This is a genomic window from Streptomyces platensis, assembly GCF_008704855.1.
Lineage (GTDB): Bacteria > Actinomycetota > Actinomycetes > Streptomycetales > Streptomycetaceae > Streptomyces > Streptomyces platensis.
In genome coordinates this window covers 1,575,656-1,599,538 of the sequence record NZ_CP023691.1, presented here as the reverse complement: position 1 = coordinate 1,599,538, position 23,883 = coordinate 1,575,656, and the positions used below count along the sequence as shown (strand labels likewise).

20 protein-coding genes and 2 pseudogenes are annotated in these 23,883 nt (G+C 67.1%); 14 read left to right on the top strand and 8 right to left on the bottom strand.

Features of this window, described 5'->3' with window-relative positions:
* Positions 1 to 63 precede the first annotated feature (63 nt).
* The 4 genes from CP981_RS06730 to CP981_RS06715 all read left to right on the top strand — a co-directional run bounded on the left by CP981_RS06730 (position 64) and on the right by CP981_RS06715 (position 5,704).
* The gene (locus CP981_RS06730) at positions 64 to 1,932 is read left to right on the top strand and encodes a pentapeptide repeat-containing protein (protein ID WP_341873672.1); all 1,869 of its coding nucleotides are present in this window, start codon (positions 64 to 66) and stop codon (positions 1,930 to 1,932) included.
* A gap of 29 nt (positions 1,933 to 1,961) precedes the next feature.
* On the top strand, positions 1,962 to 3,083 hold the full coding sequence (locus CP981_RS06725) for a tyrosine-type recombinase/integrase (RefSeq protein ID WP_341873671.1): 1,122 nt from the start codon (positions 1,962 to 1,964) through the stop codon (positions 3,081 to 3,083).
* Entirely contained in the window at positions 3,080 to 3,406 is a 327-nt protein-coding gene (locus CP981_RS06720; protein ID WP_085924470.1) for a helix-turn-helix domain-containing protein, read from the top strand. The genes CP981_RS06725 and CP981_RS06720 overlap by 4 nt, the downstream gene beginning before the upstream one ends.
* A 1,194-nt stretch (positions 3,407 to 4,600) precedes the next feature.
* On the top strand, positions 4,601 to 5,704 hold the full coding sequence (locus tag CP981_RS06715) for a hypothetical protein (RefSeq protein WP_085924469.1): 1,104 nt from the start codon (positions 4,601 to 4,603) through the stop codon (positions 5,702 to 5,704).
* Between the two features lie 241 nt (positions 5,705 to 5,945).
* On the opposite strand, the gene CP981_RS06710 is transcribed toward CP981_RS06715, so the two are convergent.
* Positions 5,946 to 7,055: an FAD-dependent monooxygenase gene (locus CP981_RS06710; RefSeq protein ID WP_085924468.1), complete on the bottom strand. Its 1,110-nt coding sequence runs from the start codon at positions 7,053 to 7,055 to the stop codon at positions 5,946 to 5,948.
* Between the two features lie 153 nt (positions 7,056 to 7,208).
* Between CP981_RS06710 and CP981_RS06705 the strand changes: the two genes are divergently transcribed.
* Complete coding sequence (locus CP981_RS06705) at positions 7,209 to 8,147, top strand: TetR/AcrR family transcriptional regulator C-terminal domain-containing protein (RefSeq protein WP_085924467.1); 939 nt, start codon at positions 7,209 to 7,211, stop codon at positions 8,145 to 8,147.
* Positions 8,148 to 8,408: 261 nt separating this feature from the next.
* Here CP981_RS06705 and CP981_RS06700 read toward each other — a convergent pair whose 3' ends face one another.
* Positions 8,409 to 9,338, bottom strand: coding sequence for a DUF5655 domain-containing protein (locus tag CP981_RS06700; protein WP_167536066.1), 930 nt, complete (start codon positions 9,336 to 9,338; stop codon positions 8,409 to 8,411).
* Between the two features lie 1,347 nt (positions 9,339 to 10,685).
* Between CP981_RS06700 and CP981_RS37590 the strand changes: the two genes are divergently transcribed.
* Positions 10,686 to 10,853, top strand: a complete 168-nt coding sequence (locus CP981_RS37590) for a hypothetical protein (protein WP_167536065.1) — start codon at positions 10,686 to 10,688, stop codon at positions 10,851 to 10,853.
* 512 nt (positions 10,854 to 11,365) lie between these two features.
* Here CP981_RS37590 and CP981_RS06695 read toward each other — a convergent pair.
* Together CP981_RS06695 and CP981_RS06690 are read right to left on the bottom strand one after the other, a co-directional pair.
* Positions 11,366 to 12,184, bottom strand: coding sequence for a hypothetical protein (locus CP981_RS06695; protein WP_143658864.1), 819 nt, complete (start codon positions 12,182 to 12,184; stop codon positions 11,366 to 11,368).
* Positions 12,185 to 12,280: 96 nt separating this feature from the next.
* Positions 12,281 to 13,327: pseudogene (locus tag CP981_RS06690) on the bottom strand (tyrosine-type recombinase/integrase); the annotation flags it as partial.
* Positions 13,328 to 14,174: 847 nt separating this feature from the next.
* On the opposite strand from CP981_RS06690, the gene CP981_RS06680 reads away from it, so the two are divergent.
* From CP981_RS06680 to CP981_RS06665, 4 genes are all read left to right on the top strand, one after another.
* Positions 14,175 to 14,378 (top strand): cold-shock protein, encoded by a 204-nt coding sequence (locus tag CP981_RS06680; protein WP_085924465.1) that lies wholly within the window; start codon positions 14,175 to 14,177, stop codon positions 14,376 to 14,378.
* A 319-nt stretch (positions 14,379 to 14,697) separates the two neighbouring features.
* Entirely contained in the window at positions 14,698 to 16,167 is a 1,470-nt protein-coding gene (locus CP981_RS06675; protein WP_085924464.1) for a DEAD/DEAH box helicase, read from the top strand.
* 46 nt (positions 16,168 to 16,213) lie between these two features.
* Positions 16,214 to 16,618, top strand: coding sequence for a CBS domain-containing protein (locus tag CP981_RS06670; protein ID WP_085924561.1), 405 nt, complete (start codon positions 16,214 to 16,216; stop codon positions 16,616 to 16,618).
* 61 nt (positions 16,619 to 16,679) lie between these two features.
* Complete coding sequence (locus tag CP981_RS06665; RefSeq protein WP_085924463.1) at positions 16,680 to 16,988, top strand: SCO5918 family protein; 309 nt, start codon at positions 16,680 to 16,682, stop codon at positions 16,986 to 16,988.
* Positions 16,989 to 17,116: 128 nt separating this feature from the next.
* Here CP981_RS06665 and CP981_RS06660 read toward each other — a convergent pair whose 3' ends face one another.
* Positions 17,117 to 17,476 (bottom strand): hypothetical protein, encoded by a 360-nt coding sequence (locus tag CP981_RS06660; RefSeq protein ID WP_085924462.1) that lies wholly within the window; start codon positions 17,474 to 17,476, stop codon positions 17,117 to 17,119.
* A gap of 1,092 nt (positions 17,477 to 18,568) precedes the next feature.
* Between CP981_RS06660 and CP981_RS06655 the strand changes: the two genes are divergently transcribed.
* Both CP981_RS06655 and CP981_RS06650 read left to right on the top strand, forming a co-directional pair.
* Positions 18,569 to 18,907: a helix-turn-helix domain-containing protein gene (locus CP981_RS06655; RefSeq protein ID WP_085924461.1), complete on the top strand. Its 339-nt coding sequence runs from the start codon at positions 18,569 to 18,571 to the stop codon at positions 18,905 to 18,907.
* Positions 18,908 to 19,150: 243 nt separating this feature from the next.
* Entirely contained in the window at positions 19,151 to 19,354 is a 204-nt protein-coding gene (locus CP981_RS06650) for a cold-shock protein (protein WP_085924460.1), read from the top strand.
* 326 nt (positions 19,355 to 19,680) lie between these two features.
* Here the strand turns inward: CP981_RS06650 and CP981_RS06645 are convergent, their stop codons facing one another.
* Positions 19,681 to 20,241, bottom strand: a complete 561-nt coding sequence (locus CP981_RS06645) for a hypothetical protein (protein ID WP_208852906.1) — start codon at positions 20,239 to 20,241, stop codon at positions 19,681 to 19,683.
* A 212-nt stretch (positions 20,242 to 20,453) separates the two neighbouring features.
* On the opposite strand from CP981_RS06645, the pseudogene trhA reads away from it, so the two are divergent.
* Positions 20,454 to 21,286 (top strand): annotated as a pseudogene (trhA, locus tag CP981_RS06640) (PAQR family membrane homeostasis protein TrhA).
* A gap of 293 nt (positions 21,287 to 21,579) precedes the next feature.
* Here the strand turns inward: trhA and CP981_RS06635 are convergent.
* Positions 21,580 to 21,918 carry a MerR family transcriptional regulator gene (locus CP981_RS06635; RefSeq protein ID WP_085924459.1) on the bottom strand — a complete coding sequence of 113 codons (339 nt, stop codon included), beginning with the start codon at positions 21,916 to 21,918 and terminating at the stop codon, positions 21,580 to 21,582.
* A 635-nt stretch (positions 21,919 to 22,553) separates the two neighbouring features.
* On the opposite strand from CP981_RS06635, the gene CP981_RS06630 reads away from it, so the two are divergent.
* Complete coding sequence (locus tag CP981_RS06630) at positions 22,554 to 22,967, top strand: ATP-binding protein (RefSeq protein WP_085924458.1); 414 nt, start codon at positions 22,554 to 22,556, stop codon at positions 22,965 to 22,967.
* Positions 22,968 to 23,319: 352 nt separating this feature from the next.
* Here CP981_RS06630 and CP981_RS06625 read toward each other — a convergent pair whose 3' ends face one another.
* The gene (locus tag CP981_RS06625) at positions 23,320 to 23,844 is read right to left on the bottom strand and encodes a serine hydrolase (RefSeq protein ID WP_085924457.1); all 525 of its coding nucleotides are present in this window, start codon (positions 23,842 to 23,844) and stop codon (positions 23,320 to 23,322) included.
* Positions 23,845 to 23,883: the final 39 nt, after the last annotated feature.

Sequence of the window (23,883 nt, the reverse complement as noted above, 5' to 3'; positions counted from 1 at the left end):
TCAGCGCCGCGCTCCCAGGGCGGGGTGGGCAACTGTCTAGCCACGCTCGATCGTCCTTGGGGCATGACGTCTGCAAACCCCGAACCCCCATCGAGCGCCCCACCGTTGTGGCCGTACTGCGGCCACGATGCCACTCAGGAACACCCGTTCGGCTGCTACGGCATCCGCGTCTCTGGACACACAGCCTGCCTGGCCCACCTGGACGAGACTGACTGCGGCGCCTACCTCGCTACCCTGGCTCCGGGCGCCGACATCGATCACCGCAGCACCCCGTTCACCGAAGACCTGCTGGCCCGGTTACTTGACGCCCTGCGCGACCCCACCACCGAACATCCCCGTATCGGGCCCGCCCGGTTCGACGGGGCGTCCTTCACGGGCCCCGCCCGGTTTGATGAGACGACCTTCACCCACTTCGCCTCGTTCGACGGGGCAACCTTCACCCATGCCGCTTCGTTCGATCGGGTTACCTTCGCCGGTCTCGCCGCGTTCAATCAGACGACCTTCACCTACTCCGTCTGGTTCGACGGGGCGACCTTCACCGGCGCCGCTGCGTTCGGCCGGGCAACTTTCACCGGCGCCGCCCACTTCCGAGTGGCAACCTTCACCGGCGCCGTCCAGTTCCCTGGAGCGACCTTCACCCGCGATGTCACGTTCACCGCGGCCCGATTCGAGGCCGCCCAGTGGCTGGGCCCGCTGGTGTGCGGTGGCGCGGTGAAACTGGATCATGCCGTGTTCGAAACGCCGGTGACGATGATGATCGCCGCGCGAGCGCTATCGCTGCGGCGGACGCGTTGGGCACCCTCGGCCGCGCTGCGGCTGCGTTACGCCGAGGTGGACCTGGCCGGGGCGGTGATGGAGTACCCGGTCACCGTGGCGGCCGAACCGGTCCCCTTCACCGGCCTGAGGGAGGTCCCCCTGTCCGAAGAGGTGCTGGCGGGCCGGGACGTCGGTGTGCGGGTGAGGAACATAAACGGGGTGGACGCCGCGCACCTGGCTCTGACGGACGTGGACCTGTCCGAGTGCCGCTTCGTCGGCGCGGTGCACCTGGACCAGCTCCGCATGGACGGCCGCATCACCTTCGCCCGCCCCCCGATCGGCTGGCACCGCCGCGGACTGATGCCGCTGCGATGGTCCAGGCGCCGTACTCTGGCCGAGGAGCACCACTGGCGCGCCGCCACCGTGAGACAACCCGCCCCCGGCCAGGAGCCTTCCGCCCACGAGTGGCAACCCGGGCCCCACCACCCGGACCTGTCGCCCACCTCCAGCCCGGAGACCCTCGCCGCGCTCTACCGGCAGTTGCGCAAGACCCTGGAGGACGGCAAGAACGAGCCCGGGGCGGCTGATTTCTACTACGGCGAGTGCGAGATGCGTCGTCACGACCGCACCGGCACCCCCTGGGCCGAACGCGCCCTATTGACCACGTACTGGGCGGTGTCCGGGTACGGGTTGCGTGCCTCCCGCGCCCTGGCCTCGCTGGCTGCGGCGATGATCGTCACCGTGGCGGTCACGATGCTGTGGGGCTTGCCCACCCAGGCCCCGAAGACGGAAACCACCGGCCGCCAAGTCGCCGCCGGACAGACACTCGCCCTGACCACCGGCACCCCCGACCCAGTCAATCCCACCGGCCCTTGGGGAGAGCGCGTCACCACGGAGCGGTTCGAGAAGGCTCTGAGCGTAATGATCAACTCGGTGATCTTTCGCTCCTCCGGCCAGGACCCTGACCACTGCCGGCACCTACACCGAGATGACTTCCCGCCTCGCCGAACCTGTCCTCCTTGGCCTCGCGGCCCTGGCCGTGCGCAGCCGCGTCAAACGCTGACCACCACCCAAAGCACCGAACGACCGCAGACGTCACGGTCACCAGGCACTGAAGTGATCGGTGCGCTCGCGCCGTCCCGGATTCCCCGGCGTCCACGTTCGGCGCAACGATGATGCATCGGCTGCAACGCTGGAGGTGGACGGTGACGGGCATCCAGTCTCCGGGGCCTGCGATCTTGGAACTGGCGGAGAACGTAAGGCCGTTGGATCCGGAATCCACGGTCTTCCGGGCGATGCTGGAGGGCTGGGCCCGGCAGCAACGAGCGCGGTTCTTGCAGGAGAGCGGTACGATCGCGCCTCGGCTGGCCTTGATGAGACGGATGGCGGACTTCACTGGCCAGTACCCGTGGCAGTGGACGCCAGCGGAAGCTGAGGCGTTCATCGCGCATCTGCGGTCCGGCTCCAAGCCGATCATGGTGTCGACGGCGCGTGGGTACGAGATCTCGATCCAGATGTTCTGCGCCTACATCAGCGACCCGCGCTACGGCTGGGCGGGCGAGTGCGAGCAGCGCTTCGGGCTGGTGCCCCAGCAGGTCTTCCACGAGTGGAACACCGTGGTGCACGTGGCGGAGTACGAGGGCGATCCGCGTCGTCGGCCGCTGCACTACGACGAGGTGCAGGCGCTGTTCGACGCAGCCGACAGTCGGGTGGAGCAGATCCGTGCCCGGCGGGTCAAAGGCGCGCTGCCGGCGATGCGGGATGCGGCGCTTTTGAAAGTGCTCTACGCGTTCGGTCTGCGGCGGCAGGAAGCTGTCGGACTGGACCTGGTCGACTTTCGGCGGGTGCCGCGAACCGCGCGGTTCGGCCAGTTCGGGGCAGTCTATGTGCGCTTCGGCAAGGCGTCACGAGGCGGCTCGGCGAAGCGGCGCACGGTGCTGCTTGTGCCGGAGATGGACTGGGTCGTGCCGGTGCTGGAGCAATGGGTCGGCGAGGTGCGTCCTCTGCTGCGGGCCGGCACCCATCCCGCGCTGTGGGTCACCGAGCGAGGTGGGCGCCTGCACCGGCGCTCGGTGAACGACATCTTCAACTCGGTACGGGATCTGGCAGGGCTGGCACCGGAGTTGGACCCGCACTGCCTGCGCCACTCGTATGTGACGCACCTGGTGGAGTTCGACTATCCGGAGCGGTTCGTGCAAGAGCAGGTCGGGCATCTGCATGCCTCCACCACGGCGCTGTACACCGGGGTGTCGGATGAGTACCGCACCCGCCAACTGCGCCGTGTCCTGGCCGAGCACCACGACGACCTGTGGGGTGAGAAGCCGTGATTCGGAAGATGGGCTGTGGCTGGCGGCTGCGCCGCCTCATGGCCGAGCAGGGCATGTTCCAGACCTCCGAGCTGGTGCCGCTGCTCGCCGAGCGGGGCGTGCAGCTCTCCCGGGAACAGGTCTATCGCCTGGTGACGCAGGAGCCGCAGCGGCTGTCCATGGACACCTTGGCGGCCTTGTGCGACATCCTGCAGTGCACGCCGAACGACCTGATAGAGATCCGGGTCGTCGACCGGCAGGTCCCCAAGGCGGCCTGCGAGACGTCACCGGCCCCGCCGCCGCAGGTGCGGCGATCGGTGATTCGCCGACCCGAGCAGCCGTGACTGGTCGAGGCGACAGCCGTCGTGACGACGCACGACCCGGCCCTGTCCAAGAAGTCCAGCAACGCCTGCTCATGGCGCTTGGGGAGCAGTGTCCCGAGCTCGACGCGGAGCAGGCCGAGCAGGCCCTTCGCGGGGCCCGGGCATGGACGGGGCGCGGTGCGTCGGAGCTCGATGCGTACATTCATGAGCGGCCGACTGCGTTGCGGGATCCGGGCGTCGGCTTCCCGGTCTCGCTGCGCCGGCTTGCCAAGCTCCTACTGAGTTCCGGCTTTGAGGTGACGTTGCCCGTCTGTGCTGGTTGTGGCGCGGACCAGGATCGGATGACTCTCCACGACCGGCGGCGTCTGTGCGCCAGGTGCCGACCACGGCGAGCCCCGAAGCTGTGCGCACGCTGCGGGAGGATGGGTGTGATTGCCGCCCGCCGGCCCGAGGGCGGCATCTGCTTTCGGTGCTATCGCGTCGACCCGCAGGTCACCCAGCCCTGTGCGAACTGCGGACAGTCGCGGCTACCGGCCGTGCGCCGCGACGACGGCAAACCAGTGTGCGAGCGGTGTTGGGATCGGCCACAACGCGAGTGCTCCCGCTGCCACACCGTCGGCCTGGTCAAGGCCCTCACCGCCGACGGCCCGTTGTGTCCGCGCTGCTACAACGACCAGCGCGAGCGCGGCGAATGCGGATGCTGCGGCGAGATCGCCCCGCTGGCCCGCCGCGCCACCGAGACGCAGCTGGCGTGCTGCTACCGCTGCTACCGGCGCCCCACCCAGCACACCGCCTGCGGCTTCTGCGGTCAGCAGCGTGACTGCCAGCGCCTGGCCGGAGAGAGCTGGGTCTGCCGCCGATGCATGCCCAAGCCGCAGCGGCCGTGCGGCCACTGCGGAAAGTCCCGTCCGACCGCCGCGACCTGGCCGCTTGGCCCGGTGTGTCAGCCCTGCTACGGCACGTTGCGCTACGGCGGCCGTCGGTGCCGCACCTGTGGTCAGGTCCGTCCGCTGACCGGTCGCGACGACGCCGGGACCGGGATCTGTGGCCCATGCGCCGGACACGCATCACCGCCGCCCTGCCTCACCTGCGCCACCGCGGATACCTACGCGCACGGTCAATGCGCGCGCTGCCTCCTCCACGACCGCCTGCGCGACCTGCTTGCCGGCCCCCACCGGTCGGGTCCCCGCTCAGCTCACCCTGCTGATAGACGAGATGATCTCCACCCCGAATCCCGTGCGGCTGCTCAACTGGCTGCAGAAAACAAGCTGTTCCCAGTTCCTTGGCCACCTTGCGGCCAGCGGCGAGCCGATCAGCCACGCCACCCTCGACGCACTACCCGCCGGCCACGACGAGAGCTACGTCCGAGCACTACTCGTGCGCACCAACGTCCTGCCGCCTCGTCAGGAATCGCTCGACCGGATCACCCCATGGCTCGACCGGCTCCTCGCCGAGCGCCCCACCCGGCATGCCCAGCTGCTGCAGCCCTACGTTCAATGGGAGCTGCTGCGCAGGGCGCGTCGCCAGGGCGCCCGCGGCCGATCCGTCGCCGGATCCGGCCTCAAGATCCGCGCGGAAGTCCTCCTCATCCTCGAGTTCCTCACTTGGCTCGATAGCCGCAAACTCACCCTGGCCACCCTGCGCCAGGGCCACGTGGAGGACTGGCTCGATGCCGGACCCGCCCGACGTCACGATCTGTGCATGTTCCTGGCCTGGGCACACCGGCGGGGCCTGACCGGCGCACACGACGTCACCCCCGTCCGTCGCTCCGGAGGCAGCCGGTTTCTCACTGACGACGAACGCTGGGCGCAACTGCGCGAGTGCCTGCACTCCGACGCTCTCCCCTTACGCGTTCGCGTCGGCAGGGCACTCACCCTCCTCTACGGACTGCCTGCCAACCAGATCCGGAACCTGACCGCAGCCGACATCCAACAGCGCGGGACCGACAGCTACCTCAGGCTGCGCACCAGCACCCTCTTCCTCCCGCCCCGCCTGGCCGACCTCTTGGCCGAACTCGCCGCCACCACCCGAGACGAACCCCTGCTGCCGCCCTCGGAGCCATCGCAACAGTGGCTCTTCCCCGGCAACATCCCCGGCCAGCCCATGTCCACGCCCGGCATCAGCCTGCTCATGCGCCGACACGGCTTCCACGTCCAACCCGCACGTATCGCCGCGCTTGTCGCACTCGCCGAGAAGCTACCGGCACCCGTGCTCGCTCAACTGCTGGGCATCTCGATCGACACCGCGCACAAGTGGGCCGCCTACACCCAACCCAATTGGTCCGCCTACCTCGCAGTACGGGACCATGCCTTGGAGTAGAAGTCGCGGAAAACTCAACGGTTTTGGGCTCGACCCGCCACGACGCTCGCAACCAGCCGGATCCGACTGCATGACGCAGTCACGGCCGAGGGAAGGGCTGGTAGCGGGCCGTCTCGCGCACCCGAGGTGCCGCACAGCAGGCGCATTCGTTGGAAGTTCGGCGTCTGCTACCAGGAAGCCGGCCACTCGCCGCCGTCCTCCACGCCGCACCTGCCTGCTCATCTCCGGCAGGGCTGAATGGTCAGTCGTCCAGTGTGATCGCGGTCTTGGCTCGCTCCATGGAATCCTCGGAAGCAGACCCCCCGGGGTTCTCCGTGGCGAGTGCCTGATTGCACTCGACGAACGGGCGCAGTCGTTCCTCATAGCGGGTAAGTGCCGTGCGGTGGTCAGCGCCGGCCTTACGGAGTTCGTCAGCCAGCACGTAGGCGCCCACCAGGGCCAGGCTGGTGCCCTGGCCGGACAGCGGAGACGGGCAGTACCCCGCGTCTCCGACCAGCACTGCTCTGCCCTCCGACCAGCGATCCATGTGGATCTGAGCCATCGCGTCGAAGTAGAAATCGGGTGCTTCCCACATGGCCTTCAGCAGGTTCGGGGTCTCCCCGCCCAGATGTGACATTCGGTCGGCGAGGATCGACTTCTGCTGCTCGGTATCGCGGTAGTCGTAGTCAAGGGGCTCCGATGTGAAGCCGAGAGTAGCCCTGATCTCGGTGTTGTTGCGCACTGGGTAGACGCAGTAGCTCGCGGCGCTGTCCTGGAGCCATACCTGCCAGTCATCGAGGTGCAGGAAGTTGTCGGTGCTGAAGACAGCCACGTGGGGGCCGAGGTGACGGATGAACTGTCGCTCCGGGCCGAAGGTGAGTTGCCGCACCTTCGAGTGCAGGCCGTCCGCACCGACCACGAGATCGAAGGTGCGGTCCTGGCTACGTTCGAAACTGGCCCGTATGCCGTGCGCGCCCTCTTGGAGGAGGGAGATGGAGTCGTCGAAGAGGTACTCGACGTCCTCATGGCTTTGCCGGTACAGCAAGTGCGTGAGGTCCTCGCGCAGCAGCTCGATGTCGTCGCTGTCGAGCCGGCCACTGCTGAGAGTCATGTCGGTGGAGCGCCAGAGTTCGTTGCCGTCGCCGTCGAGCATCGACATGCCACGCATCCGGGTCCGTGCCTGCTGAGTCTGCTCCAGGAGGTGCATCCTGTCGAGGACATCGAGCGCGACACCCCGGACGTCAATCGCCTGACCTCCGGGACGCACGCCGGGGGCGCGTTCGACCACGGTCGGCGCATAGCCGTGATGGCGCAGCCAGTAGGCGAGTGTGAGTCCGGCGACGCTTGCACCGGAGACGAGCACGGTCTTCATGGAATCCCCTTCTTCATACGGTGTACGCACTGAATGTACGACGTACGCGCAGCGCCGCCAAGTGGTGTTTTTGTGCCCCTGTACTAGTGCAGTGAGGGTCGTGAGGGTCATCTTCCCTGGTAATCTCTGTCCTAGTACAGGAAGAAGGAGGGCATGGTGGCCTCGAAACTCATTCCGCCCTACCTGCGCATCGTCGCGGAGATCCGGCGACGCATCGAGGACGGCGAGCTTGCTCCCGGCGACCGAGTCCCGTCGACGCGCCAGATCGCCAAGGAGTGGGACGTGGCGCTGGCCACCGCGACGAAGGCACTGAACACCCTGCGCCAGGAGGGGATCGTGCAGGCCCAGCCACGCGTCGGCACCGTGGTGGCACCCCCTCGCCGCCCCCCGCGAGGCCGGCGCCCCCGCCCGACGCCCGCGCCCGAGCACGAACTGACCCGTGCGCGCATCGTGCGCACCGCCATCGACATCGCCGACTCAGAAGGACTGGATGGGCTGTCCATGCGGGGCATCGCCGCACGCCTGGGTGCCGCCACCATGTCGCCCTATCGCTACGTGAACAGCAAAGACGACCTTGTGCTCCTGATGGCCGACGCGGTCCTCGGCGAACTCTCCTATCCCCCTGAGCCGCCTCGGCGCTGGCGGGCCCGGCTGGAGTTGGGCGCCCGGTCACTCTGGGAGCTGCACCGCGCACATCCCTGGCTTGCGCAGATCGGCCCGCTCACCCGCCCGCTGATGCTGCCCAACCTGATGACCTACTCCGAGTGGATGCTCAGCGCCCTTGACGGGCACGGACTCGACCCGACGACCATGCTCAACCTGAACGTGCTCATCTACAGCTACGTGCAGGGCATCGCAGTCCATCTGGAACGGGAAACCCAGGCTGAGGATGCCACGGGCCTGACCGAAGACCAGTGGCTTGACACCCAGGCGCCGACCCTTGAAGCGATCGTCACCTCTGGCGACTACCCGACGTTCACCCGGGTCATCGATTCCCTCGGCCACGCCGGCTACGACCTGCACCTGGACGAACTGTTCGAGATCGGCCTCACGTCAATGCTCGATGGACTGGCCCTGATCACCGACAGGTGATTCGCCCATCGGAGCCGAGCCCTTGGCCGCATTGCGGACCACGAGGGAGAGCGTCCGCCGAGGAATACCGCACGTTACGAATAAGGTCACTCCACCACTTGAGCAGCGCCTCCACGCCGAGCTGACGAAGGACGACTTCGCCCTGGCCGGGCCGGAGGCATGAGCATGAGAGCGAAGAAGCCGGGGCTGGCGGGCCGCAGACGCCAAAAGGGCGGCTGGAGCATCGAGTAAACCGATGCGCCAGCCGCCCTTCTCGTTGCGTCAGGCCGCCTCGAACGCCCGCCGTATCAGTGGCGCCGCCTTCTCCAGGTCGGCCGCCGAGGCGAGGCGCACCTCCAGGTCCCCGGTCCCCAGGTGCCCGATGCCGCGCATGTCCCGCGTGAAGCCCTCCTCCAACTCGACTGTGTCCGGGTCGAGTCTGAGATAGACCAAGATCGCCTCGTGCTTCGGACGGAAGAGCACCGATGCCACGTTCACCAGCCGCCGGTAGGCGATGTAGTGCCGCAGCGGCGCCACCTCGACCTCGCCCCACGCCGTCAGAGCATCGTCCAGCTCCGCGTACAGGTCCCGCAGGCACTCCGGAACGAGGCCGGCACCCGCCGGCGGAGGAGTCACCGGTGCCGCTGGCGCGTTGGCGACCACCGTCTCTCGGCTTCGCCGAGACGAAGCGGCGGTCGGGAAGCCGGGCGAGGAGTCGACGAGCAGCAGGCTCAGCAGGCCGCCCTCGAAGACCCGGTAACGCACCAGATCGATCCGCTCGGGCAACCGCTGCACGGCCACGCGATCGTGATGGGAGAAGCCTGCCGCGATGCAGACCATCCGCGGGCGACGCCAGTTGATCGACTCGGCAGCCTCCACGCCCAGCACCTTCCGCACGAGCGCCTCGAACTCGTGGTGCGCCGACTCCAGCCAGGAGAGGTAGGAGACGGCCTGCGACAGCACCCCGCTGTCGGAGCCCTTCTTGAACTCGATCACCACCGGGCTGCCGTTCTCGTCCAGCCCGAGCGTGTCGATCCGGCCCCGGTGCCACGGACCGGTCGGGTACTCCGACGCCAGGAACCGGATGCTGAGCATCTGCTCCAGACCGGCCTCGACCCGCCGCTGCAGCTCCACCTCCAGCGCCACCGTCGAACCGGACAGCTCCACGTCCCGTCCGTCCACGTCCCGCCGGAACAACATCAGCTCGGCCACCAGCCAGCGCCCCCTTCCTGTGATCTCTGCAAGAAGACCAATCGACGGACGGCCTGGGGTATTCCGCCTGAGCCGGGGCGCCGGTTTCCGCAGCGTCAACGCGTGCGTTGAGTTCATGTCCCTGCACCCGGCCAGTGGGGTCGACCATGGGGGCGGTTGCGGATCGGTGGCCAAGCTGTGGTCGAGGGTTCGGGCAGCGCCCCCTCTGCGCCTGCTCGATATACCGGAAGTCGCTTTTCCGGAAAAAGCTGGTCCTGGTGTTCGCCGTGTCGGCGCGGAAGTCTATCTGCGGGTGCCGGTTCGGCCGTTACTGACGGATGCGCCAGTTTCCATGAGCTTCACCGGATGCGCCGCAGGTCAGCGCATGGAGGAACCCCCGGCTCCTGTTAGAGGAAGGGGGTCTTCCTGGTCTTCTGCTTGCGACCCGGGAAAGCTGGTCGAGCACCAGCCCGGAATCCGCGGGCTGTTGTCGTCTGCGTATTGGTCGAACTGGGGGTGCCAGATGCTTGTCCGAGGTGATATCGCGCAGGGGCGGCTTCCGGCCTGCCTGACCCTTGGCCAATGGCCGACCGCGCGAGCCGGAGGAGAGCGCGACGAATCATACCTAGTCGGTCAACTTCGCGATCGCCCCAGAGTGAGACGTTCGCGGCCGAGGTCCGGATCTCGCCCGCCTCGGGGCGCGCTGCTGCATATTGGCCACGTGGCAAAGAGGCTGCTTCGGCTCACCAGACGGGAGACTGCATCATGCAGTGCTTTTCGGCCAATGGTTCAGAGGGGCGAGCCCCCTCCTCGGCTGAAGGGGCAACAAGGGAACGCCAGGTCATTGACCTGCGCGTATTCACTAATGTACCCACGCAGCCTGCGTGCGTGAACGCTATAAGCGTCATGGCAGCGCCGGTTTTCGACGGCCTGATCTGTCCGCCCCAGGCTGCGGCACTACGGTCCTGGGTGGTGGCTGCCGCCCGGCACGCCTGCGAGTGCTGCTCGCTGCCTTGATAGACCATCAATCGACATAAGGGATAGGCGTATTGAGTGTAGCCAAGCCCTGCGGCTCGGTTCCTGACCGTGTTTCGAGTTCCGACTTCCAGAGCACTTCGCCGGCTACTCCGCCCGCCACAACATCAGCCGGACCGTCCCCACCGGGGCATGAAGGCGACTTCAGCCGACTGACCCCTCAGCACGCCGGCGACGGCGCCTGGCCTGCTGGCTCGACGCCCCCTGGTCGACCGCATCCACGAACTTGCCGACCACCCCTGAATAAACAAGCAGGTCCGGCGTGGGCCGAAGGTTCCTAGGCCGCCCAGCCCCCGCCGGACCAACAGCACCCCGAAGAACGGAGTACCCACCATGCACAGTATCCGCCGCACGCGGCAGTGGATCGCCCGCCGCCGCACCGCCCTGCTCTCCAGCGCCCTGCGCGGTGCCGCCTACGCCACCGGCACTGGTCTCGTCGGCCTCGCCTTCTACCTGATCCAGCAGCAGCTCGGATCACCCGACGCCCCGGCCGGACGCTGAAGACGCCTTAGCGCGCGACACCGGACCCGGGCCACGCCGCCAGAACATCGCCTGTTGGATGTCGACAAGCGCGTGGACTACGGTGACCGAACGAGACTCCGTGGTGCCAGCATGTCAGCGGAGGGCCGCCACGTGCCGAGGGGTGACGTCCTCCGGTGGACAGACGCCTTTGGACAGGGCAGCACGGGTCAGCACGGCGCAACCCGGTGCACCTGCTCTGATCAGCAGATACGTCACGAGGCGGCACCACGTAGCACCAGGCAACGTGACTGCTCACGGTCTCGTAATGCGTAGGTCTCGGGTTCGAATCCCGAAGGCGGCTCAGTGAGAACCCCAGGTCGGATCTACTCTGACCTGGGGTTTTGTCGTTCAGCGGATGTTAGGGCGGGCGCCGGAAGTGGGCCGTGTGCCTGTCAGCGGTCTCAGTCCTGGTCTCAATCACGTTCACGGGCGCCGAGGGACTCCCGCTCCTGGGGTCGCTGTAGAGCTAGAAGCGCATGGGTTGATCACCCTCATCGATCGGATTGCAGGTCGGGGGTGGATGCCTTGCTGAGTGCCTCCCGTGCGGCGCTCGTGAACCGTTCCCGGCTGAGTTCTCGTGCTTGCTTGTTGCGTATGAGTACATCCCCCATTGAGAACGCCTCGCTCGCAGCAGAGGAGATTCGCTCAAGGTTCGCGCTCAGCGCTTCCCGCGCCTCTCTAGAGGCATGCCGATATCGCTCAATGCTCTCCATCGCTGCCCGCAACAGGGGGTGGCCATCAAGCTCGCCCAGGTCACGCCCCTGACTTCGATGGGTAGCTACGAGTTCCGCAACCTGTCGGCTGCGGCACAGATATTCCTCTGTTGCTTCGGACGCCTCCTCGGTGGGTATCGGGCGCCCATCAACCTCTGCTATTGCGGCCTGGGCCACCTCGGTGAACCGGACGGCGACCTTGACGTCCTCCTGCATCGTCTCTGTCAGAGACTCAGCCGCATACGTGACTTCTGGGGGGCCCAAGATCGCGATGCGTCGTGCGCGCTCTGCCATGCGGTCTGCGGCCAGCCGAAGGTTCTCTAGACCCGTCGAGTCTGAGTTGTCAGCGTCTGCATATGCTTGGGTGATACGTAGACACTCGTCCCAGGCTTCGAGGAAACTCTCATAAGTGTTGAAGCGCTGCTGTCTTAGCCAATGGCCGTGCTCAACGGTGCCTTGGTCTTGTACTTGCCGCCGGACTGCCTCAGCGCTCTTCTCGGCGCCGAACTTGACTGCTCGTGCTCCAACAACGGCCCCAAAGCCCGTTGCAGCGAACCCAAGCACAGCGACAACGAGAGGCATTACTAAGTCGTTCACGCTGACTCATCATGACGGTGCAGCCTGAGCTTGGGAACCCTGCGTCGTATCGAGGCTGTCCCCAGGCGGAAGTGACTCCCACCTGGGAACTCATCCTCAGCAGATGCGGCGGCGACGTCGTGCGCGGGCCGCGCGGTTGTCGACGGGATCAGCCTTGATCGCAGCGGGGCGCTCGGGAGCGGGCACGAAGAACTCGCCCATGCGCCGCATCGCGTCCCTTCGACAGGTGTGATCTGCCCTTCACGTACCGCCTCGTCTGACTGATCTCGGTGTTCCGCAGGATCTCCATGATCGTGGGCATGTCGACGCCCAGGATCGTGCCGGCCGTGTGGCGGCTCCCGTCGTACAGGCGGCGGTCGTCGATCCCGGCCTCGGCGAGCAGCTCCTTGAACTCCTCGTAGTCCTGCCGCGGGTCGAGCGGTCGCCCATCCGGCCGTGAGAACACCACATGGTGTTCTTCCCACAGCTCCTCGGCGGCAGCCCGCATCTCCTCTTGCTGCGCCTTGTGGGCGTGCAGGAACGGGATGAAGACGGGCGGGATCGGGACGGCGTTCCGGCTCTTCTTGGTCTTGGGTCGGGTGAAGGTGAGTCCACCTTCCCTGCGCTGAGGGCAGGCGCTCGCGTGCTTGGCGCACGTATTGGGGCAGGGCTTCGGACAACCCCGCTTGTAGTTCCGGTGCGTGGTGCAGCCGGGCGGGCACGGGTCGAAGCGGTGGAGGCGGCTACCGCAGGCACGAGGGTCGTCACAGCCGTGTCGCCACGTGAGGCGCTGGAGCTGCCACTCCGGACGGAAGAGCTCAGCCTCCAGGTCCACATACGGCCACCGCAGACCGAGGGTTCGCCCTGCCGGAACCCCATGCCGACTCCCACGATCCACCGCATGGAAGTGGGTCGCTTCGCTGCCGCTTCGAGGAACGCCTTGGCCTCCTCCTTGGTGAAGGGATTCGCCTCGGTTTCGTCGATGCTCGGAGGGTCCACGAGCGTCGCGACGTTTTCACCGACGATGCGTCGGCGATGGGCAATCTTCAAGGCGCGGGACAGGATGCGGTGCACTTTCACGACGTGCGAGGGGGCACCCCCGGCATCGAGCAGCGCCCGGTACATCCGCTCTAGTTGCTCCGGTTGTAGCTTGTCGATGCGGTGCGCAGGTCACTGACCTGACGGTAGCCCCAGTGCAACCGGCTCAGCTCGCGTGGTGAGCCTTGTCGACGGTCTCCGTCAAGTGATGGTATCGACAGGCCAGGGTTGTCTGAGAGGCCCTGCAGCGGCGCGGGGCTCCTTTGGGCAGCCAAGCCCTGCCTGATGGCCACTGGCCGCTTCCAGCTAGCGAACGATGGGCGGCCGTGGTGCAGCGCGATTTGTGCACCACGAACGACAGGTACCTCACGCTCCATGGCACGGGCTTCCTCCCGGTGCCGTAGCAGCCTCCCGAGCCGAGGACCGGGCAACGACGCAGACATTCCTTCGGGAAGCCGACGAAGCCGACGAAGCCGCGCAACGGCTGGGCGCCGACGCCAACCACGTGACGCCGAGCAAGCTGCCCCTGAGCACGTACCTCATCACGAGCGCCAGATCGTCGGCCTCAGCGCGGCGTCTGAACTGGCGTGCGCCATTGCCGCGCCCCTGGTGCGACGTGGCCTTCGGTGAGGTGAGGGAACAAGCCCGAACCGAGAAGGCGGGCTTCCTGAATCGTTGCACCCCAGGTGAATCAATACCTGTGCCCGTGAGGTGAGAGTTTAACGGCCCATGCAGTGAGAGTTTTTGCCGCAACGAACAGAGTGGAATTGTCTAACCTACGCAGACCCTGGAGGCGTGCTACTGTCGATCTCAGTTGCAGTTGTGGTTCCCAAAACTTCAAGTGCCCCCACTCGGCTCCTGTCGGTGGGAGTGCTTTTGTATTTCCGGTCATTTTCCGGGCGGGGTAATCATTGCGGCGACACGGCGTCCGCGCAGTGCGGAGGTCGATGTACTGCCCCAAAGGAGATATGACATGGCTGCTGGTACCGTGAAGTGGTTCAACGCGGAAAAGGGCTTCGGCTTCATCGAGCAGGACGGTGGCGGCGCTGACGTGTTCGCCCACTTCTCGAACATCGCCGCCCAGGGCTTCCGCGAGCTGCTCGAAGGCCAGAAGGTGAACTTCGACGTCGCGCAGGGCCAGAAGGGCCTGACAGCCGAGAACATCGTTCCGGCCTGACGCTGACGCACATTTTGTAGCTGGGGCCCGCATCCTTCGGGGTGCGGGCCCCAGCTGCATGCATTTCCCGCAGTGGTTTCACTCGCGAGAAGCCTCGGAGGATCCACAGCTCACCACACGTGGCTCCTCCTTCAGAATGCAGGCGCATCCTGAAGAGCTACACCGCAGATCGCACGTCCCCCATTTAAGCACCCGTGCCCGCGCAAATTTCCGCCGGCCAGATTTGCTTTCATTTGCCATCGGCCCATAGCAGTAATTCCCCGTGCCGCTCATCGCTGCGGGAATTCCTTGATATGCGCCGCATCGAGGAAGGTTCCGCATGAACCGCACACACACGAACGACCGCTCCGCCCGCCCCCGTAATGGAAGTGCCGACGCCAGAAAGAGCGGCAGCCGCTTCGACTCGCCGGCCCGTTCCGGTGGTTACGGCCGCCGGCCCGCCGCAGTGCAGGGTGAGTTCGCGCTCCCCAAGACGATCACCCCCGCGTTGCCCGGCGTTGAGGGCTTCGCCGAGCTCGGCATGCCCGAGCAGCTGCTGGCCGAACTCGGCAAGCAGGGCGTGAGCGCACCGTTCCCGATCCAGGGCGCCACGTTGCCGAACTCCCTGGCGGGCCGTGACGTCCTGGGCCGCGGCCGCACCGGTTCCGGCAAGACCCTCGCCTTCGGCCTCGCCCTGCTCGCCCGTACCGCCGGACAGCGGGCTGAGCCCCGCCAGCCGCTGGGGCTGATCCTCGTACCGACGCGAGAGCTGGCGCAGCAGGTGACCGACGCGCTCACCCCGTACGCCCGCTCCGTCAAGCTGCGGCTGGCCACGCTGGTGGGCGGGATGTCGATCGGCAAGCAGGCCGGCGCACTGCGGGGTGGGGCCGAGGTCGTCGTCGCGACCCCTGGCCGGCTCAAGGACCTCATCGACCGTGGCGACTGCAGGCTGAACCACGTGGGTGTCACGGTGCTGGACGAGGCTGACCAGATGGCTGACATGGGGTTCATGCCGCAGGTCACCGCATTGCTCGACCAGGTCCGCCCGGAGGGGCAGCGGATGCTGTTCTCCGCCACCTTGGACCGTAACGTCGACCTGCTGGTGCGCCGGTATCTGACCGACCCCGTCGTGCATTCGGTCGACCCCTCGGCCGGTGCGGTCACGACGATGGAGCACCACGTCCTGCACGTCCACGGCGCCGACAAGCACGCCGCCACGACCGAGATCGCCGCCCGCGACGGCCGCGTGATCATGTTCCTGGACACCAAGCACGCCGTCGACCGCCTGACCCAGGACCTGCTCAACAGCGGGGTACGGGCCGCCGCGCTGCACGGCGGCAAGTCGCAGCCGCAGCGCACCCGGACCCTGGCCCAGTTCAAGACCGGACATGTCACCGTGCTCGTGGCGACGAACGTCGCGGCGCGAGGCATCCACGTCGACAACCTCGACCTCGTCGTCAACGTCGACCCGCCGACCGACCACAAGGACTACCTCCACCGCGGAGGCCGTACCGCCCGCGCCGGCGAGTCCGGCAGCGTCGTCACGCTCGTCACACCGAACCAGCGCCGCGGCATGGTCCGTCTGATGGCGGACGCCGGGATCCGGCCGCAGACCACCCAGATCCGCTCGGGCGACGAGACCCTGAGCCAAATCACCGGCGCCCAGGCCCCGTCCGGCATCCCGGTCGTCATCACCGCACCGGTGGTAGAACGCCCCCAGCGCAGCGCCTCCTCCCGAGGTCGACGCCGCCCGTCTTCGGCGACCCGGCGCGCGCCCGCACGCCAGTCCGTCTTCGACGCGGCGGCCTAGAAACTTCGTGATCAGGAAGCTGACCCATCTCTGCAGGAGGCACCTTTTGACGCTGGTTCAGATGCAGCCCCGCCCGGCGAGCGCCGACCCCGTGCACAGGACGCTGGTTGAGGTGATGGACGCGGCCGGCCTGCAGGTCTGTGACGACATGAGTGTCGAGGTGGCGCTGTCCGTCATGGCCGCCGCCCGCACGGGCCGACTGGTCCTCTGCGACCAGGACGGCCAGTGCACCGGCCTGGTCACCCGGACCGAACTCAGCGCCGTCCGCGACAGCTCCGCTTACACGGACCGCCTCCGCCTACGGGACATCCTCGGCGAGCAGGGGGCATTCACCTCACCCGTGGCCACGATGGCCGAAGCCGAGCGTGCGATGTGCCGCCTCCGGCTCGGTGCCCTGCCGGTGGTTGACGAGCAAGGCAGCGGTCTGGGCATCCTCGCCCCCTCTCGCTGAACCGCCTCACCCTGGTCGGACCGTTCTCCCCTTCCCCTTCTCCTTCTCCCTGCGAGGCCACATGCGCTGCGTCATCGCCCGTTTCCCCTTCGAGCTCACCAAGAGTGGCGTGCTGGAATCGATGAAGGGCATCAAGCCCGAACCGGGCACCGGCGAATCCGTGATCATCGGCCGCCGCCACTACCCGGTCAAGCAAGTCGGCCAGGTCGTCACCCGCCAGGACCGCCGCGACTTCAGCGCCGCCGAAGTCCTCCGGGCCATGACTCAGCTCGGCTTCACCTGCCGCACTCTCACCACGGCTGCACCTGTACGCATGCTCAGCCCGCTCCAGCAAGCTTCCGCGATGCTCGGCACCCCCGTTTCCGGCTGACCGAGCGAACAGGCACGAGCCGACACCTGAACAGCAGTGTGGGCCCGACTGAACAGCAGTGTGGGCCCGACCGGCGCGTGCCGGTCGGGCCCACACTGCTTGCAACGGGTTCCCGTCGCAGTGGGTGCTCAGTGGTCGGAATAGCTGAAGTCGCCCACGGTCCAGCCGCTGACGTCCTCGATCGCAACGCGGTACATCCCGCCCGTCTCCGGGATCCCCACTGTGCCCTGCAGGATCCGGGCGACATGGAAGTGCAGATGCGTGGGAGGCCCGTCCTTCTTAGCGGGGGCGGGGAAGACGGCGGAGAACTCTTCCAAGCGGTCCGAATCCGTCAGGACCTCCGACACCCTGCGCCTCCACACTGCTTCGGGAGCCAGCCGACCCGTGATGACAGCACCACCGGTGACCACGGTCAGGGACATCTGATTGCTCTGCCCGGACTCCACCAGGGCGACGACGTCAACGAGCAGCTCGTCAGGCTTCGACATGAGGCGGATTATATTCGCCGGCCATTCGGCTGCTTAAGCGGCGACGCTACCGGGCAAGACGGGCAAGCCGCGGCGTCGGCGGCCTCGTCCGCGACCGGGTGTACGAGGCGGTCGAGGAAGTCTCGGGTTGCTCGCGCGCGCCGGCGACGGATTCCGTGGATCGGGCGGTTGCGACGTCGATGCTCAATGCATCCATCAGGTCGCCTTGGTCTCTGGAGCGTCCGTACCCGGTCTTGCCTGCGTGGTGCTTGAGCCCCGGCCTGCGGCGGTTGACCCGGCAATGACACGGCCTCGCGCCTGCCTCGCCGCTGTTCGAAATCGATTACCTCCCCACCGAACACGTGAAAATCTACGTCGACCGGAGTAGACATTGGGTGGTGGTGTGGTTATGGTTTCTCTCGTAGCCCAGAGAGACAGCAGGGCCTGGCAGAGACGAACTGCCGGCCAGTAGTACCGCAGTACCCGCAGTTGCAGTTCGCAGGACGGTGCGGTGGTGGAGTTCCGAAGCCAGGGTTGTTACAGGAAGGCGACGGGACTGACGGCCGGACCGGGTGGCCCGCAGTGATCAGGGGCTGCCGTGAGCAGGACCGCAGTTCGCGTAAGTGCAGCACCCGTAGGTGAAGTTCGCAGTACCCAGCAGTGAAGTAGTGAGCAGCACCTCGGTGAAGGCGTCGGCTGCGGGCGCGCGCATCGGGAGTTCGGCAGTGGGGTTCTAAGCCAGAGCAGACGCAGGACGGGCGACGGGGCTGGCTGCCGAAGAGTGGCGCTGTGCATGGCCACCAGGAGTTCGCAGTACCAGCAGTACGCAGTTCCCATGTGGTAAGTGATTGGTTCAGAGGGAAGAACGGAGGAGCCCCGCACCATCAGGATCGCTCGGGCGGAAGTCTTGGGCCCGGGTACCGCAGGACATCGATAGTGAGGTGGTCTCCGGTCAAGCAACGCGATCCCCGTATCCCCGGCAGAAGCTCGGTCGGGCCAGCGGGAACAGAAGGCCGGCGCAGTACTAGGGCCGGCAGATGGTGTAGCAGTTCCTTCGGGGCCCTGGTGCCACATGGCACCAGGGCCCCTCCACGCGTTCCACAGAGAGGTGCAATGACAGCAGACGACTCGTACGGCCGTCTCGATGACGACGACTACCCCGCCTACACCATGGGCCGGGCCGCCGAGATGCTCGGCACCACCCAGGGCTTCCTCCGCGCCCTCGGCGAAGCACGCCTCATCACCCCGCTCCGCTCCGCGGGCGGCCACCGACGCTACTCCCGCTACCAACTGCGCATCGCCGCCCGCGCCCGGGAACTCGTCGACCAGGGCACACCCATCGAGGCCGCCTGCCGCATTGTCATCCTCGAAGACCAGCTCGAAGAAGCCCAACGCGTCAACGCCGAACACCGCCGCGCCGCCGGATCCCCCAATCCACCGGGTAATGCATGAGACGTGCGTGCCCACCGGCCTCGGCGGCCACGCGCACACGGCCCAGGTGGGCAGCGTGATCATTTCCTATGGTGACGGTGTGTGCGGGCGGGTAGCGTCTGCGTCAGCTGTCATGGTTCGGAAGTTCCCTTCGCCCACGTCTTCGGCGTGGGCGTTCTGCTGTGCTGTGCCGCAGGGGCCAGGGCGATCACCTCCGCCTTCCGCACGTTGCGGGAGGCGCACATCGGCTGGAAGGCATGAGACATGGCTACGGGAACTGCGAAGTCGTTCAACGCGGAGAAGGGCTTCGGCTTCATCGCCCAGGACGGGGGCGGCCCGGACGTGTTCGCCCACTACTCCGCGATCAACTCCTCGGGCTTCCGTGAGCTCCAGGAAGGCCAGGCCGTGACGTTCGACGTCACCCAGGGCCAGAAGGGCCCCCAGGCCGAGAACATCAACTTCGCCTGACGTCGCACTCTGCCCGAGGGATCGGGCACACCCCGTCCGATCTGTCGAGGTGCATCTGGGCACGGTGCGACTTCGGCCGGACCTTCTGAACTCATTCGCTTAAAGGGTTGTCCCGGGTTCGTGCGCATAGCTGTTGAGCCTGGGGCCACGACGGCTACGGTCCTGGTCGCCGGCGTGCAGGTCGTCGGCGACCAGGGTGTTACTCGGAAGCGGCGGGAGCACCGGCCCGGATGAGTAGGGGATACGAGGCCGGGGCTGCGCGCCGCGTGGCGGCTCGGGCGCCGCATGCCCTGTGCGGCTGTCGTGCAGTGGAAGGAGCGGACCTTTTAGATGCTCGTCCAGGCTTCGAGGAAGGCTTTGCGTCCAGCGGGATCGTCCGACCTGCGGTCGGCGTGCAGGACACGCCAGGCGGTGAGTTCCAGATCTCGGAGCCATAGTTCTCCGATGACCTGTGTCTTGAGGTCGGGAAGGTGGTCGGACTCGACGAGGGCTTGACCGATCACCTCCCCGGCTGCGACGCGTTGGGCCGGGGTCATCTCATCGACAGCCGAGAGGATCTGTCGGGCCAGGGCGGTTCCTTCGCCTGCCAGGGATTGCGCCACCTCCGCCTTGATGTTGGCGGGTAGCAGGTAGGCGGTGCCCGAGGACCTCCACAGGTCCGACCAGAAGCGCTCGCCTGCATCGGTGGGGGCAGGGAGCGCGGCCAGCAGTCCGAGGAGATGGCCGATGGCCGCGTAGCCACCGGAGTGGGCCGCTGCGACGACTGCGATGCCGGCGACGCGCTCCACATCGAGATGGCCGGCTTCGAGGTCTGAAGCCAGGCCCAGTTGGTGTTCCAACTGGTCTGTGAGGGGGGCGGATACGTGGGGGCGGACCTCAGGAAGCATCGGCGATCCTTGCGGGTAGGCGAGCGGAGATGCCCGTTCGGAAGCTCTGATCGTTCCCACGACCAGCCGGTCTACTCAGCTTCGGGAGGCCCAATTCGCGGCGGGCACAACGGACCGGAGTCCACACGGCGGCGAGAGCCCACACCCGGCGAGATGCACCTGGCTTTCGGGCTCTCGAAGGGCTGTCCTGCGAGGTCTCCTAGCATGAGCGCATGACTGCCAGTGACGCCCAGAAGTCCGGGGGAGGACGGGAAACCGTGTCCCGTGACGCCGCTGATGCCGAATGTGTCCACGTCGCCTCAGCGCGTGGAGAACACCGCGAAGTCGGGCTGCCCGGCGGATCACAAGGTGACGGTGCAGCAGAAAATGGTCACTCGGTTGCCGCTCTGGTGGAGCAGGCGTCCGACCTGGCCGAATCGATCAAGCCGAGGTTGCGTGGCTGGCTCCATGCCGGAATGGTCCCCGCCGCGCTGATCGCAGGCATCGTACTCATCTGCCTGGCTCGCACCCCACAGGCGGCCTGGGCCTGCGCCGTGTACTCGGTCACCGCCTTGCTGCTGTTTTCAACGAGCGCCATTTACCACCGCGGCACCTGGGGGCCGCTCGGCGAGGCTCTTCTGCGACGTCTCGACCACGCCAACATCTTCCTGATCATCGCCGGAACCTGCACCCCCCTGGCCGTGCTCCTCCTGCCACCGGACCAGAGGTCCGTGCTGTTGTGGATCGTGTGGGCGGGAGCGTTGGCCGGCATCGCGTTCCGGGTCCTGTGGGTCGGAGCCCCGCGCTGGCTGTACACCCCGTGCTACCTGGCCCTGGGATGGGCGCCGGTGCGCGCTACCTGCCCGACTTCCTGCACACCGGCGGAGCGGCCGTACTCACCCTCATCGTGGCCGGCGGTCTCCTCTACAGCGCGGGCGCGGTCGTCTACGCCCTGAAGCGCCCCGACCCCTCACCGCGCTGGTTCGGCTTTCACGAGGTTTTCCACGCGCTGACGGTGGCAGCCTTCACCGCGCACTACATCGCCATTTCCCTCGCAGTCTGCTGACCACTGCGGTTGTCCTGCCGTGGGCCCCGTCCGTCCCTCCCATGCCCCGTTGGCTCGCCCGGCCCCCGATGAATCAGATGCGTGGAGCCTCGCACGCTACCGCGAGATCAGGGACGTTCCGACCGCGGTGCCCGGCCCGGTTGGCGTCAGGCTGACGGCGAAGAACTCCGGCGGCGATATCGCCGGAGTTCGTTTGAAGGGCGGGTGGGACGGGCTGTGGCACCGACGTGTCCGACGCCGACTGAACGTCTCCGGGGCGTGGCGGCGGCCGTGCGCGGGCGCGGGAACGGAGTTCAGACGTCGGCCTTGAGGCGGTGCCCGGAGGATGAAGTGCGCAGTTCTTCGTTGATGCGCTGAGCTTCGTCGAGCTGGTCTTCGAGGATGATGATGCGGCAGGTGGCGTCGACGGGGGTTCCCTGGTCGACGAGTTCGCGGGCGCGTGCGGCGATACGCAGCTGGTAGCGGGAGTAGCGGCGGTGGCCGCCCTCGGAACGCAAAGGCGTGATCAGTTTCGCTTCACCGAGGGCCCGCAGGAAGGCGGGGGTGGTGCCGAGCATTTCGGCGGCTCGCCCCATGGTGTAGGCGGGGTAGTCCTCGTCGTTGAGACGGTCGTGAGAGTTTTCTGCGGTCATTTGCACCTCTGATCGGGGAATGCATCGTGGGGCCCTGGTGCCGAACACGCACCAGGGCCCCGAGGGATTTGAACACCATCTGCCGACTTACTGCGGTGTCGGCTTTCTGTTTCCGCACCGTCGCCCGGGAGAGGGCGAAAAGTGCAGGGATCGCGGATGCGTGACCGGGGACCACCTTCCAATCCGGGGCCTGCGGTACCCGAGCGGCTCACTCCCTCGCCCGGGCGATCCTGATGGCGTCTGCCTCCTCCTCTTTCTTCTGCTGACCTGCTACTGCGGTTCCGCTGGCGGTCCCTGGGGCCGCCCGGCCCGGCAGTCAGTCGCGGGGCCCACGTGCATACCTTTCGGCCCCGCGACTCCACTGCCGTGCCTCTTCTGACACTGCACGCGCGGCAGTTCGACCTCTGCCGCGCCTTTCGATCTCTTGGCTACGACGAAAAGACTAACCCCCGAGGCGCCGCATGTCTACCGCAGTCATGGCAGATTTTCTGTATAGGTGATGGCCGGGCTTCTGTCGTCCACGACTGATGGAAACTGCACCAGGAAGCGCGTTGCCGGGGTGTGGGAACCGAAGGGGCGGGCACACTGCCTGCCACGGCAAAAGGCGCAACGGGTCACAGGTGGGGTGTACACGCATGAACGGTACGAAGATCATCAGCGCCCCTCATCCCGTGCCGACCGTGGTGCGGGGGGAAAGCCCGGACAGCGTCCACCGGGCCCGCGAGGCGGCCCGAGCATTCACCGAGAACCTCACCCCAGCGCCGGATCCCGAGCGTGCGGACGCCTTCCTCCTGGTGGTCTCTGAACTCGCTACCAACGCACTGCGCCACGGCGGTGGCCGGTACACCCTCCAACTCACTGCCGGCCCGGACACGCTGACCGCCGCGGTCAGCGACCTCAGCCCGTCGGCCCCCCGTGAACGCGCACCTGATCTCAACGGTGGTAGCGGTGGCTTCGGCTGGCACATGATCCGCCACCTCACCAGGCACCTGACCATCACCCCTGCCCCCGGAGCCGGTAAAACCATCCATGCCCAACTCCCCCGGTAACCGTGCTGAGGTTGTGGAGAACCTATGCATGACGGCCCGCGGTGACTGGCCAGGTCTGATGTACCTGTCAGAGGGGGAGCGGCGAGAGCATGACGCAGCGGCGGAGCGATTCCGGGAGCGGCATGCTCACCGCGAGGACGGCGGTCGGTGGAGCATTAGCGGATCGCGCGTGAAGCACTGTTCCGCCTGCTGTCCGCCTCCTCCGATGGGGCCTGCGCAGGTCGGAGAAGCTCGCCAAGCTTTTCGCGTCCTTGCCGTCGAAGGACGAGAGGAAGAAGGATCTCGACGCCTGGAACCTGACGCTCACCTGCGACCATGCCGTCACGCGCACCCAGCACCGCGACCACAGCTACTACGGGAGCTCGGTCGTTGAATGCCCCGAGTGCTCTGCCTGCCGTGGCGTTATGCACAGCGAGCGCGTCGGGCCGGCGTACAGCGACGAGGGCGCCCAGGCCGACCGTGCGGCAGTGGACCGGGAGCGCCTTGCCGAAGAACTGACGGCGGTAAGCCGAAGCCCCAGCGTCAGCGGAAGAACGCTGCTGCCACGCAGCGTCACGTCGCGCACGGGCGCGTCCAGGTCGAGGAGGCCAGCCTCTACTGCTTGTCCGGCCAGCGGCCACGTGGCGAGGACCTTGGTGAGGCTGGCTACGTCGTACACGGTGCCCTCGGTCGGGGCGACGTTGCCCAACTCGGGTGCGATGAGGCCGGATGTCAGTACCTCGCGCTGACCGTGGAGGGTGCCGCACACGATGACGCCACCGGGTGTCGCGTCGTCGGCCACCACGTCGTCGAGGGGGCGGTGGCCGCCGCCCCGCCGGCAGGCGACGGCGACTCGCAGGCGGTTCAGGTCGTCGGCAGTGAACGTCGTCACGGGCATGGGTGGGCCTCCGGGGTGGTGGTGATGTCGGCTCCCAGC